Annotated in this window: 11 protein-coding genes, 2 tRNA genes and 1 riboswitch; of the genes, 4 read left to right on the forward strand and 9 right to left on the reverse strand. The window is 55.0% G+C overall.

Annotated features, from left to right (window positions below; all coding sequences use genetic code 11):
- The first annotated feature begins 116 nt into the window (after positions 1–116).
- Entirely contained in the window at positions 117–1,649 is a 1,533-nt protein-coding gene (locus tag NBH13_RS01190; protein WP_099572029.1) for a substrate-binding domain-containing protein, read from the forward strand.
- Positions 1,650–1,789: 140 nt separating this feature from the next.
- On the opposite strand, the gene NBH13_RS01195 is transcribed toward NBH13_RS01190, so the two are convergent.
- A complete protein-coding gene (locus NBH13_RS01195) occupies positions 1,790–3,604 on the reverse strand; it encodes an AMP-dependent synthetase/ligase (RefSeq protein ID WP_250778563.1) in 1,815 nt (604 codons plus the stop codon).
- Between the two features lie 114 nt (positions 3,605–3,718).
- Positions 3,719–4,330 carry a M23 family metallopeptidase gene (locus NBH13_RS01200; protein ID WP_250778565.1) on the reverse strand — a complete coding sequence of 204 codons (612 nt, stop codon included), beginning with the start codon at positions 4,328–4,330 and terminating at the stop codon, positions 3,719–3,721.
- A gap of 176 nt (positions 4,331–4,506) precedes the next feature.
- Between NBH13_RS01200 and NBH13_RS01205 the strand changes: the two genes are divergently transcribed.
- Positions 4,507–4,884 carry a transcriptional regulator gene (locus NBH13_RS01205; protein ID WP_180753427.1) on the forward strand — a complete coding sequence of 126 codons (378 nt, stop codon included), beginning with the start codon at positions 4,507–4,509 and terminating at the stop codon, positions 4,882–4,884.
- Positions 4,885–4,916: 32 nt separating this feature from the next.
- On the opposite strand, the gene NBH13_RS01210 is transcribed toward NBH13_RS01205, so the two are convergent.
- The 3 genes from NBH13_RS01210 to NBH13_RS01220 all read right to left on the reverse strand — a co-directional run bounded on the left by NBH13_RS01210 (position 4,917) and on the right by NBH13_RS01220 (position 5,924).
- Positions 4,917–4,992: transfer RNA gene (locus NBH13_RS01210), tRNA-Asn, on the reverse strand.
- A gap of 59 nt (positions 4,993–5,051) precedes the next feature.
- A tRNA-Asn gene (locus NBH13_RS01215) sits at positions 5,052–5,124 on the reverse strand.
- A 98-nt stretch (positions 5,125–5,222) separates the two neighbouring features.
- Positions 5,223–5,924, reverse strand: a complete 702-nt coding sequence (locus NBH13_RS01220) for an ABC transporter ATP-binding protein (protein WP_099572025.1) — start codon at positions 5,922–5,924, stop codon at positions 5,223–5,225.
- A 93-nt stretch (positions 5,925–6,017) separates the two neighbouring features.
- On the opposite strand from NBH13_RS01220, the gene NBH13_RS01225 reads away from it, so the two are divergent.
- Positions 6,018–7,799 (forward strand): bifunctional ADP-dependent NAD(P)H-hydrate dehydratase/NAD(P)H-hydrate epimerase, encoded by a 1,782-nt coding sequence (locus NBH13_RS01225; RefSeq protein ID WP_250778572.1) that lies wholly within the window; start codon positions 6,018–6,020, stop codon positions 7,797–7,799.
- A 93-nt stretch (positions 7,800–7,892) separates the two neighbouring features.
- Positions 7,893–8,528, forward strand: a complete 636-nt coding sequence (locus NBH13_RS01230) for an HAD family hydrolase (protein WP_250778574.1) — start codon at positions 7,893–7,895, stop codon at positions 8,526–8,528.
- Positions 8,529–8,782: 254 nt separating this feature from the next.
- Here the strand turns inward: NBH13_RS01230 and NBH13_RS01235 are convergent, their stop codons facing one another.
- The 4 genes from NBH13_RS01235 to NBH13_RS01250 form a co-directional block, all read right to left on the reverse strand.
- Positions 8,783–9,559 (reverse strand): SdpI family protein, encoded by a 777-nt coding sequence (locus NBH13_RS01235; protein WP_099572022.1) that lies wholly within the window; start codon positions 9,557–9,559, stop codon positions 8,783–8,785.
- A gap of 11 nt (positions 9,560–9,570) precedes the next feature.
- The gene (locus NBH13_RS01240; protein ID WP_099572021.1) at positions 9,571–9,861 is read right to left on the reverse strand and encodes an autorepressor SdpR family transcription factor; all 291 of its coding nucleotides are present in this window, start codon (positions 9,859–9,861) and stop codon (positions 9,571–9,573) included.
- 143 nt (positions 9,862–10,004) lie between these two features.
- The gene (locus NBH13_RS01245) at positions 10,005–10,643 is read right to left on the reverse strand and encodes a sugar O-acetyltransferase (protein WP_099572020.1); all 639 of its coding nucleotides are present in this window, start codon (positions 10,641–10,643) and stop codon (positions 10,005–10,007) included.
- 224 nt (positions 10,644–10,867) lie between these two features.
- On the reverse strand, positions 10,868–11,431 hold the full coding sequence (locus tag NBH13_RS01250) for a GNAT family N-acetyltransferase (protein WP_250778575.1): 564 nt from the start codon (positions 11,429–11,431) through the stop codon (positions 10,868–10,870).
- Positions 11,432–11,606: 175 nt separating this feature from the next.
- A riboswitch (TPP riboswitch) is annotated at positions 11,607–11,709 on the forward strand.
- The last annotated feature ends 74 nt before the right edge of the window (positions 11,710–11,783 follow it).

An 11,783-nucleotide genomic window follows, 5' to 3' on the forward strand; every position in this document is an offset into this window, starting at 1 on the left:
ACTCAAAGGGCTGGATACGTATGGTTCACACGCATATCCAGCCCTTTTTGACGTCCAGATATTACAATCGGAGCTCAGCATAGGAATCATCATTCGATTTTCATGAAGGAAACGGCATGACACTGCACCGCACGACCGTGACGAAACATCTGTTCGCACTGTTGGCATCGATCTCGCTCATCACGGCCATGGGCGCCTGCGCGTCCGACAATGAAACGCAATCGCATGAAGCGGACTCCGCCGGCACCGCCACTACCGTCGATGCCGGCAACGTGGTGATCTTCACCCCTTCTGATGGCATCACCATCTCCCAGCAGACGCCTTTGAGCAAATGGGAAAAACTAGTGCCGGAAATAGTCTCATCTTTGAAAGACAACAACGTCAAAGGTTCCAACATCACCGTCAAAACGGCGTCGAGCCTCGACAAACAAAGCCAAAGCGTGCAGGATTATGTGGTGGACCACGTCAACAGTACCGGCGACGATGCGGATTCCTCCGACAAAACCACGCTGGTGGTAGCGCCGGTGGCCGACACCACCGAATCCGACCGCCAGTATGGAGACTACGCGTCGCACGCCATCACATGGAATGGGAACTCCTCCGACGAAGACGCCCAGGATTACGCCCAATCCGCGGAACGCTTGGTTTCCGCATTGCAGCTCGCTAAAAACGAGGGTATGAAGGTCGTGTTAGTGTCGAACACGCTGCAGGGTTTCATTCCGGATGTGTACGCACCGATGACTACGGCCGAACAAGTCGGACAGCTGCAGGCCAAGCAGCTGGTCAGCAAACTTGAACTCGACAAAACCAGCTCCGACAATCCGAAGCATATCGAAGTGCTGCTCCCCTACGATGCCGCCGATGAAAGCGGCAGCACAGCGGACGCGACTTTCGCGCAAGACGTGTTCAAAGGCATTTGGTCAGTGCTCGGACCGTATTTCAAAGAAGGGAAAGCCGTTTCCCCATCCGGCACGCTGACCTCGTCGAGTACGGAATCCGATTGGGCGTCCGTGGCGTTCGACGCGGCAAAAAGCGAACGGATCAAATCCACACTCGCCGAACGTCTCGGCATGGACAAGGACACATCGCGTCATACCCGTATCGACGGCATCATCTCCTGCAATGATTATGTGGCCGGCTATGTTTCCGAAGAGCTCAACGATCTTGGCTATACCGGTTCGGCGGCCGACATCAACCCATCCATCACCATTTCCGGCATCGTGGACAATATCACCGGCAAGAAAGACCTGAAAAAACAATCCGTTCCCGATCCTGCGCAGGCGCCTAAATCCGATGACGGCGATTCCGATACGGAAGATACCAGCGATTCCCTTGACGAGCAGAACTCGCAATGGCCGATCATCACCGGCTACGGCGCCTACGTCAGCTCCATGCCGAATATCGTGAACGGCAAACAGTGGATGACCGCTTTGGAAAATCGCAAGACCTTGGCATCCGACATTGCACGGACCTGCGTGCAGCTTAACACGTCGGGCAAGCTTGCGAAGCTGACATTCATCTCATCCGTAGCCATGAAAGACAAGAAAGTGCCGACCATCCAAGAAGAGGCGCTTGCGGTCAGCGCCAACAATCTGAAGAAAACGCTGATCGAACCGGGATATATCTCGCTTGCCGACGCAGGACTGTAATCCGGCTGATACGAGATAATCCGGATCATCAAACATACGAAATCCGAACAAGAAATATAAAAAGCTGGTTTCCGTCGTAACAATTCGACGGAAACCAGCTTTTTATATTGCAGTCAACGCTTTTTTGCGATAATTGGCGCTTACTTGTTCTTTGGAACGTAGATGACTGTGTCGATCAGCGTGCGGTAATGGTCGACCACCGCCTGACGGCGTGCCTTCATGCTCGGCGTGACCAAGCCGTTTTCTTCGGTGAATTCGTCCGGCACGATTTCGAACTTACGGATCGATTCGGCGCGGGATGCGAGCTCGTTGGCTTTGTTGACGGCACGTTCCACTTCGGCGTGCACGATCGGATTGCGGGAGGCCTCCTCGAGGGATACTACGCATTCCGCGCCCTTCGACGCAAGCCATGCGTTCGTTTCGCCAAGATCCAACGAAATGATGGCCGCGATGAACGGCTTGCGGTCGCCGATCATCACGCATTGGCTCACCACGGGCGACGTCATGATCGACGCTTCCATCTCGCATGGGGAGACGTTCTTGCCGCCGGCGGTGATGATGAGGTCCTTCTTACGTCCGACGATGGAGACGAAGCCTTCATCGTCGATGGAACCAAGATCACCGGTATGTAGCCAGCCGTCGACGATTTGCTGCTTGGTGACGTCGGGATTGTTGTGGTAGCCGGCGCATACGGCCGGGCTCTTGATGCACAGTTCTCCTTCTTCGTCGACGCCCATGGTCACGCCCTGCAGTGGCAGTCCGATGGTGCCAATCTTGTATCCGGAGGTCGGATTGACGCTTGACGGAGCGCAGGTTTCGGTCATGCCGTAGCCTTCCAGCAGCGGCAGTCCGACGCCATTGAAGAAATGCGCGATGGATGAATCAAGCGGAGCGCCTCCGGAAACCGCGTATTCCACATGACCACCGAACACGTCCATAATCGAGGAGTACACCAGCTTGTTGTACAACGCATGTTTGAGATTCAAGACGACCGGAATGCCTTCGCCTGACTGCTGCGCATGCGACCAGTCGCGCGCCGCCTGCGTGGCACCTGCGAAAATACGTCCTTTGAGGCCGGCTCCGGCCTTCTGCGACGCCGCATTGTAGATCTTTTCGAAGATTCGCGGCACGGCAAGGATGAACGTCGGCTTGAACGCCTTGAAATCAGCCAGGATCGTCTTCAGGTTGCCTGACAGGCCAAGCGAAACATTGCCGGCGAAGCAGAAGAACTGCATGTAGCGGGCGAACACATGTGCCAGCGGAAGGAACAGCAGCAGACGACGGTTCGACTTCATCGCGATGTCGGGCATGGAGTTGATGCCCGAATAGGTAATGAACACGAAATTGGAATGGGTGAGCTCAATGCCTTTTGGCGTTCCTGTGGAGCCGGAAGTGTACACGATGGTGGCGAGGTCCGAGCCTTTGACTGCATGTTCGCGCTCTTGGAATTCGGCGTCGGACACGGCATGGCCGTATTCGATCATCGTGTCGATCGCACCAAGTCCGATGACATAGACGTCACCAAGATCGGAACATTCGCTCCTGACGGATTCGATCTTGTCGCGCTGCGCGTCATCTTCCGCGAACGCCATTTTGACGTTGGCGTCGTTGAAGATCATTTTGACTTGCGCGGGCGAATTCGTCTCGTACACGGGAACGGTGAGAGCGCCGATCGACATGATCGCCACGTCGAGCGCAGTCCACTGCCAGCAAGTGTGGGCGATGATGGACACCGAGTCGCCAGGCATGATGCCCTGGGCGATCAGGCCTTTGGCGATGGCGATGACCTTGTCTCGGAACTCGGTGGCGCTGAACGACGCCCACTTGCCATGCTCATTCTTGTATTCGACCAAGGAATCGTTCGGAGTACGGTTCGCTCGTTCCTCAAGCACCGAAAAAATATTTTTGTCTGTGTCAATCTGCTGTTCCAAAGGCCGCGTGTATTCCTTGTACATGGCATTTCTCCCCTGCGTAATCATCGTACATGCAGCATCATAGCCTGAGAGCTTCACTTTTTTCGGCGAGGCCACGACGTATGGACAAAACCGATGGTTCTGTCGACTCCTGTTTCATAGAACTTTCAATCCGATTCGCACCGTCCGGGTTTTGCTTTCCGGATCGGTGTATTGCCGTCCTTCCGATTTGATTCCCCAATGCAGGCAATGATCGTTACAATGGTCAGATTCGCCCTCCACATGCGCGAAACGCTCCCCTTTCGCAACATGTGCGCCGACATCGCATTCCGCTTTGGCTGGTTCGAACGTCGAGGTCAGTCCGGAAAGGCTGCCTCCATGCCGTATGGTGACCACGGCTTTGCCTCCCACGCTGCCACTGAAGGCGATCACGCCGTCCGCTGGCGCGATAATGGCTTCCTGAGGGTCTGCGCGCAGGTCAAGGCCCCGATGTCCTGGAAGCCACTGTTGTTTCGGCGCGTCATACTTGCCAACTATCTGCGCGCCGTTCAACGGCCATCGCATCAGGGCTACGCAGGATCCGGACGCGCTACCAGAATTCGTTTTCGCATATGTCGGTTCAGCCGACCATAGGCAGCACAAGAGCAGCATGACGCACGCCAGCGCGCATACGACCATAATTTGGCGCAACTGCTGGCGAATGCGTTTCTTTTCCTCTTGGACGATTCTGTTCCGTTGAATTCGTCGACGATATTCATGTTCGTTCATGATGGCTCCTTCGCGTTGCTACGTTGCTGTGCCGCTTTATTGCTTTGTTGCGCTGCGCTGCGGTGAATTGCCAGCATGACAGTATGGTGATTGGATTGTCCAGCTGAAACGGCCCTGTGGTCGGAGGATGGGTTATCCACAGGCTTCGGGGCGTGTCGCGGCATACGATGGAACGCATGAGCGATAACACGTCACAGCGCAAAGCGTTGCAGCAGCTGGAAAGCGAGTCCGACTACGATCGGATCACCTACTATCAGAAGCCTTTTATGGTGCTGTGGGCGGCCGTGCAGGAGGCATCAAGCGAATTGCAGGACGATTACGCGCTCTCCCCCGAACTGGCGCAGTTGTGGGTTGCCGAGCAGATTCGCAAGGTGTCGGACTCGCTGGTGGATCGTCTTGCGGAAACGGCTTTGGCCCACGGCGAATCGAAATCGAATGTGGCGCGTGCGGCCGGCGCGAGTCCCGCCAATGCCTTGCGACGCTTCCCTCGACTCAAAGCCGATGGATCGCACGAGCGCACGCTGATTGACGACGTGCTTGATTCGTTGGAGTAACAAAAAGCCCTTGATTTCCAAGGGCTTTCATGTGGCTCCTGCGACTGGGCTTGAACCAGTGACCGTCCGATTAACAGTCGGATGCTCTGCCAACTGAGCTACGCAGGAATATTTTTCCCGTTTTAAGTCTTCTCCTGAAAAAAATCAGGAAAACTCCTAAAACTGCGCTCCTGCGACTGGGCTTGAACCAGTGACCGTCCGATTAACAGTCGGATGCTCTGCCAACTGAGCTACGCAGGAATGTGCTTCCCGTACGGAATTGCTTCCGTGCACAAGTCACATATATTACACGCTTCGCACGTCTTCGCAAATCGAGTGTCGCACCGCGTGTCGCGACATCACCACTCGAGTTCCGCTATGTCCATCGGATGCTCGTTGACGTCGACGGCGGTGACCTTGCCATCATGCATGTGGATCACACGATCCGCGATTGGCGCGATTGCTGAATTATGGGTCACGATCACCACGGTTGCGCCTTTCTTACGGCTCATATCCTGCAGGATCTGCAGCACCTGCTTGCCGGTGTTGTAATCCAACGCGCCAGTCGGCTCGTCGCACAGCAGAATCTTCGGATTCTTCGCAACGGCACGGGCGATGGCCACGCGCTGCTGTTCGCCGCCGGAAAGCTGCGCGGGAAAATTGTCGACACGATCGCCAAGACCAACATCTTCCAACACTTTGACGGCATCCTGCGCGTCGGAAACAATCTGCGAAGCAAGTTCGACGTTTTCCTTCGCGGTCAAATTCGCCACGAGATTGTAGAACTGGAACACGAAGCCGATGTCCGTTCTGCGGTAAGCCGTCAACTGTTTCGGAGAGTAGTTGGAAATGTCACGCCCGTCGATGACCACTCTGCCCTCGGAATTTGTGTCCATGCCGCCTAGAATGTTCAGCACCGTCGACTTGCCTGCGCCCGAAGCGCCCAGAATAATGGCCAATTCGCCTTTCTCAATGCCGAAGTTCACATCGTCATTCGCGGTAATGGTGGTGGAACCCATTTGGTAACGCTTGTAACTGTGCTGCATTTCGATATATGCCATATCAGCCTCCATTCCACGCCGAAAAACCCTTGACTCCCAATATTACGACTACAGTAGGGATTGTTGCTCATAAACGACGAGGAAGGGAACGTTATGGACATCGCCGATGACGCCGACCGTTTGCAGACACTACTGTACAGCGCTTACGACTCCGATACCGTGCGCGAGCTGGAACGTCCGCTGCTTGACGACGGCGTGCCTCTGATGCGCATGGCCGCTTCGGCGGCGGCCCACGTGACCATGACACTGCTCGACGACGAGGATCTCGCCGTCGAGGATGCTCGCGTGACCCTGCTGGTAGGCGCGGGAGACAATGGCGGAGACGGCCTGTATGCCGGCGCGGAATTGGCAAACGAAGGCGCGCACGTCACTGCGATCGCCGTGGGTCGCTCCCTGCACGAGGAGGCTCTCAGCGCGTTTGTGCACGCCGGAGGCCGCGTTCTCGCACTCGACCCAGCCGCGGAAATACCCGGATGCGCCACGGGTTTTTCCGCGGGCGAAGCCGGAGAACGACTGCAGGCCGCCGTCGAATACGCCCAAGGATCCCATGTAATCATCGACGCGATGGCCGGCATCGGCGTAAGCGGCGCATTGCGTGGCATCGCAGGCACCATCGCATCCTCCTTGGGATTCGACGGCGAACTTCCCGACAAGCCCGCCCTGCCGAACAATGAACCCTCCTCCGACCTACCGCTTGTTGTGGCGATCGACACGCCGTCCGGCGTTGGTGTGAATGACGGTTCGCTGCCGGGACCATATATCCCAGCCGATGCGACAGTAACGTTCGGTGCGATGAAGCCGTGCGCGATGGTGCCGCCCGCCTCATACGCATGCGGACGGCTCACCTTGGTCGATTTCGGTTTCGATATTGATGATTGCGTTCCCGCAACCGAAATGACGGACGGTGATTTCGTAACGGATTCAATCCGTCTGCCGCAGCTTTCGGACGGCAAATATTCACGTGGAGTAGTCGGATTGGTGACAGGTTCCGCACGTTACCCAGGTGCGGCCGTGTTGTCTTCCACTGCCGCGGCGCGCACCAATACGGGCATGGTACGTTATCTTGGCCCACAGCGCACGCAAGATATGGTTCTTTCCTCGTTGCCTGAAGCTGTGATCGGCAAGGGACGCGTACAATCATGGGTGGTTGGCTCCGGCGTTCCCACAGGTGATGACGAAGCCGCCGATGCCGACATCCAGCGCGAAACCATAGCCGCGCTGCTGAAGCACTATGCGTTGCCTCAAGAAGTCGACTCCGAAGACGGTGACGACGCCAAGCATGCAAACGCATTGGATATGCCGCCAATCGTGGTGGATGCCGGAGCATTGGACCTGCTACCGAACAAGGTGCCGGCTCAGGTGGTCGTCACCCCGCACGTCGGAGAGCTGGCCCGCATGCTGACCCGGCTGGACGAAAACGAAGTCGGTGTCGACAAGGTACGGGCACAGCCGCTTGCCTGCGCCCGTAAACTCCATGAGCTGACCGGCGCGACCGTATTGCTGAAGGGCGCGGTGACCATGGTGGTAGGCACGGATGGCAAAAGCAATGAGCGTGTGATTCTTTCCGGTCGCGCACCGGCATGGATGTCTACCGCAGGATCGGGTGACGTGCTCGCCGGCATGTTGGGAGCCCTGCTCGCACAGCAGGACGACATGCTTGCCGAGGATCCGGCATTGGTTCCCGAAGTCGTGGCTGCCGGCGCCTACGTGCATGGTCTTGCGGGAGCGATCGCATCGCAATCCGAACAGCGTGGATGGCATCGTCCGCAAATCTATGGTCATTCCAAAAAACAGCATTTCGGAGAAATCGGCCATCCGATCATCGCCAGCGATATTATCCGTGGTATTCAGCCTGCATTTTTACAATTACTTTAATTGTGTAACAAATTTACTGAACACCAGCCCCAACGTCGGTGACTTTGCGCTACACTGACGTTGCCGATCCATATTTTTGCAGGAAGGATTTTCATGACCTCCCCCAGTGCCAACGTCACCGATGTGGTCTTTGATTTTTGCGGCGTGCTCATTGACTGGCAGACGCGCGCATGCCTTGAAGGCAGGTACCCTCAGGTAGTTGTGGACCGTATTTGCGCGGATAATGATCCGTGCGGTTTTTACGATTATGAGGATCGCATGGACCATGGCGAAGATTTCGAAGACATTTATCCCGACGTGGTACGCGAGCAGGGTGAGGAGATCGCCGAGATCTTCCGCGATTACATCGAACGCTACGACGATGCGCTCCCCCGCATGATTCCGAATATGGAACAGCTGCTGCGTGATTTAAAGGCTGCAGGCTACGGAGTGTGGGGGTTGACGAATTGGTCGCATGAGACGTTCCATTTCGCCTTCGAGCGTTTCCCCCAGCTGGGCGAGCTGCTGCAGGGCACGATCGTGTCTGGCGTGGAAAAGATGCACAAGCCGAATGCCGACATCTACGAACTGGCGCTGAACCGTTTCAATCTTAAGCCGGAATCCAGCGTGTTCTTCGACGACACCGCGAAGAATGTCACTGGAGCGCAGGCTGTGGGCATGCATGCATTCCAGTTCGTCGATGCCGATCAGGCGCGTCGTGATCTGAAATCCTTGGGCATGAATTTCTGACTGTTTCAAAACGAACACCTGAATTAGCAAAAAGGCCGGGCCGCACACATGTGAACCGCACCCCGATTGTTGGACTGAAGAAATTCAGATTCGATGACCGAAGGTGCGGTTTCATTATGTGTGACGGTTGCAGGAAGCATTACGGCGGCGAGTCCGACGCGTACATCGCGCACTGGAACATCAGACGGCGTCGGGAAAAGCTCGGGGACGCACCCCGGAGGAGTTCCGAAGAGCGTCTCAGTATTGCTTTGGCGTTACTGCGAATTCCGGCTACGGCGGAACAGCAGATAGCTGTACGCAGAAGGAACGAGCGCTGCGCCAACCGCTATCGTCGCAATAATTGCGGCCATGAGCACGTCGCTCACAGGCACGACAGAGCTGACGACGCCCGCTACGACCAATAACACTCCCAACACCATGAAAGAGATGCCACCTACACGCTGCGTGCGTTTCCAATTGGTTTCATCAGCCAAAGCCCAAGGCGTTCTGACGCCGAAGGTGTAATTCTGGCGCATGCGCGGAAGGTAATTTCCCACGCCGACGAACAACGCTCCCAGCACCACGCAAACGATAAGCCCAACAGGACCACCGGTAGCTGGGATCACGCCGAATGCGGTGGCTTCGGTGAACCATGTGATGCCGCACATGATGAGCGTGAACGCGATGACGAATCCACGATACAGTCCGCTGGCCTTCATGTAGCTTTCTCCCTTGGGATCCATCTTCGGGATGATGAGGAAAAGTCCCAAGCACAGTAACGGCAATATATCAAGAATCAACGTTATGGCTCTCGGACCGTAGCCATTGACCGAACCGTCGGCACCCCAATGAATCGGCACGTTTTCGGGAAGTCGACTGTAGCAAGCAAGATGTGCGGCAACATTGACCAAGCACAGCACAACAAGTGCAATGCACACGTTGCGGCTGATTGGAGCGATCTTCTCCCTCGAATCATTCTTATTCACGCTTTCAGCATTGTTGATGTTGTTATCGAAAGCTTTTTTGGAATCATCCAGATTGTTCCCGCACATAAGATTCTCCTTTATTGACCGTCCGTTTGCTTATTGTTTTCATTGCCGTCCATGAACCCCATGAACCATCCGATCAGATCCTGCATCACCGTGGTGTTGAGACTGTAGATGATGTTTTGCCCGTGCCGTTCGTCGGTTACCAGTTCCGCGGTTTTCAGCGTGGTCAGATGGTGGCTGATCGATGGTTTGCTCATGTTGAATTGTTCCGCGAGCTCACCGGCCGTCATGTCACGTTCGCGCAGCAATTCCAAAATGCGCCGTCGCGTGGGATCGGAGAGCGCTTTGAACCCCTCTCCTGCCATGCATTCCTCCTTTACGATACTGAATATTTAGATATTTTCTTATTTAGACAATTATCTAAATATATGCTCCGGACATACATATTCACGCCCGCGCGTTTACCACGGTTGACGAATCATAAGTTCATGAAGGAGGACGATGATGTCTATGCAACCGAATGCCGCTGATCGTAGGGCGGGTTAATCATGCGGTCACGCCAATAGTAGACGTCATCATGTTCGCCGATTTCGCGATACACCTTGCACGGCTGGCCGAATGCGACCACGTTGGCGGGAATGTCTTTGGTAACCAGCGAACATGCACCAATCACCGAATTATCGCCAATAGTGACGCCAGGAAGTACGGTAACGTTGGCACCCAACCACACATTGCGGCCGATGGTGACCGGCAGAGAATACTGTGTGATCTTCTCGCGCAGGTCAGGACGAATCGGATGGCCGGTGGTAACGATAGTGCAGTTCGGGCCGATCATGGTATGTTCGCCGATATGCACTTCACCATCATCAACCAACGTGAGGTTGAAATTGGCGTAAGCATATGCACCAAAATACGTGTTGCATCCCCAATTGGCATGCAACGGCGGTTCGATATAGGCGTCCTCGCCGAATTCGCCAAGCAGTTGGCGTGCAATTTCGATACGTTGCGTCATTTGACTGGGGCGGGTCGCGTTAAAGTCGTACAGTAGTTCCATCTGTTCCTGCTGCGCTTTGATCATCTCTTCGTCATCGCAGGCATAGATCAATCCGGAATTCATAGTGTCAAGCACTCGTTGCGGCACAGTCATGGCAGCCTCCTTGCAGTCATTCACACTCGTTGCGATTATATACGAACTCAACGCAACTCATGCCGTGATTCCGCATGCCTTTCGCAATCCTCTGCACAATCATCGTCTGCGGCTAGCGAAATATTTCGCATGTTCGGCGGTGTGACCGTAAGTGCCATTGAACTCCCAATCACCACATCAAAACATCGCCAGTTAACCTGTTGCAGCCTTGGCTTCCGACACGATCAGCGGGCAGCCAAAATTTGCCAACGTGATTTGGTAAGGATATTCACATGCTCGACACGCACCTCATGCATAAGAGGCACCGACACCTCATCGCACGTGTGATGATAGACAAAACCAACCTTTTCCTGCACCCGCTTCGACTTCAGATTGCCATCATAATAACCGCACCAAATCGCACTCATACCAAGATCAACAAAACCATGACGGATAATCTCCCTAGCTGCCTCCGGCATATAACCCCTCCCCCAGAAAGGCTTGCCCAACCAGTAACCCAACTCACACTCATCATCACGATCCGTCATACCCGTATGACCATTAAGCTTTAACTCAATCGAGCCAATGGGGTTATTGCTGCCGCGCTCGCAAATCGCGCAGCATTCCTTGCCATTGAGCACATGACGAATCGTATTGAGACTTTCTTCTTTCGATCGGTGTGCGGGCCAGCCCGCGATAGGTCCGATATCCGGATCTTTCGCATAGACGTACAAGCTTTCCGCATCTGTTTCAGTCCAAGCCCTCAATGTCAGCCGTTCCGTCTCCAACATGTAGTCAACCTCTTTCATACGCAATGCATTGAACTGAGGTATAGCTTAGCCTGCAAGGAGAGTTTTGCCATGAGATGCGCGGTGGGGCGTGATACGGATGAAGACGATGCATGCGAAAGTGACGACGGGTCTGACTCACCTATGGGCTTCGGCGAAAGGCTACGTCCAGTGCAGGGCGTAGGTTCGTAGCCAACACCTAAAGCAGGGGGGCTCCTCAACGGAGCTGAGATAGGCGAATGCCTGACCCTTTGAACCTGTTGGTTAACACCATCGTAGGGAGCGAAGAATGAGCGTCATCGTGCACACGCATTTCCAGCGTCAATCGGCATCCGTAAAAGTCAACGCAACAGACGCGTCGGCAAAACAACCT

Origin of the sequence: Bifidobacterium intestinale (genome assembly GCF_023656765.1) — a bacterium.
GTDB classification, from domain to species: Bacteria; Actinomycetota; Actinomycetes; order Actinomycetales; family Bifidobacteriaceae; genus Bifidobacterium; species Bifidobacterium hominis.

Excerpts from the sequence above, each read along its gene's own strand:
- NBH13_RS01230 (WP_250778574.1), top strand. The coding sequence starts at position 7,893 with ATGACCTCCCCCAGTGCCAACGTCACCGATGTGGTCTTTGATTTTTGC.
- NBH13_RS01200 (WP_250778565.1), bottom strand. The coding sequence starts at position 4,330 with ATGAACGAACATGAATATCGTCGACGAATTCAACGGAACAGAATCGTC.
- NBH13_RS01245 (WP_099572020.1), bottom strand. The coding sequence starts at position 10,643 with ATGACTGTGCCGCAACGAGTGCTTGACACTATGAATTCCGGATTGATC.
- NBH13_RS01240 (WP_099572021.1), bottom strand. The coding sequence starts at position 9,861 with ATGGCAGGAGAGGGGTTCAAAGCGCTCTCCGATCCCACGCGACGGCGC.
- NBH13_RS01235 (WP_099572022.1), bottom strand. The coding sequence starts at position 9,559 with ATGTGCGGGAACAATCTGGATGATTCCAAAAAAGCTTTCGATAACAAC.
- NBH13_RS01250 (WP_250778575.1), bottom strand. The coding sequence starts at position 11,431 with ATGAAAGAGGTTGACTACATGTTGGAGACGGAACGGCTGACATTGAGG.
- NBH13_RS01195 (WP_250778563.1), bottom strand. The coding sequence starts at position 3,604 with ATGTACAAGGAATACACGCGGCCTTTGGAACAGCAGATTGACACAGAC.
- NBH13_RS01220 (WP_099572025.1), bottom strand. The coding sequence starts at position 5,924 with ATGGCATATATCGAAATGCAGCACAGTTACAAGCGTTACCAAATGGGT.
- NBH13_RS01190 (WP_099572029.1), top strand. The coding sequence starts at position 117 with ATGACACTGCACCGCACGACCGTGACGAAACATCTGTTCGCACTGTTG.
- NBH13_RS01225 (WP_250778572.1), top strand. The coding sequence starts at position 6,018 with ATGGACATCGCCGATGACGCCGACCGTTTGCAGACACTACTGTACAGC.
- NBH13_RS01205 (WP_180753427.1), top strand. The coding sequence starts at position 4,507 with ATGAGCGATAACACGTCACAGCGCAAAGCGTTGCAGCAGCTGGAAAGC.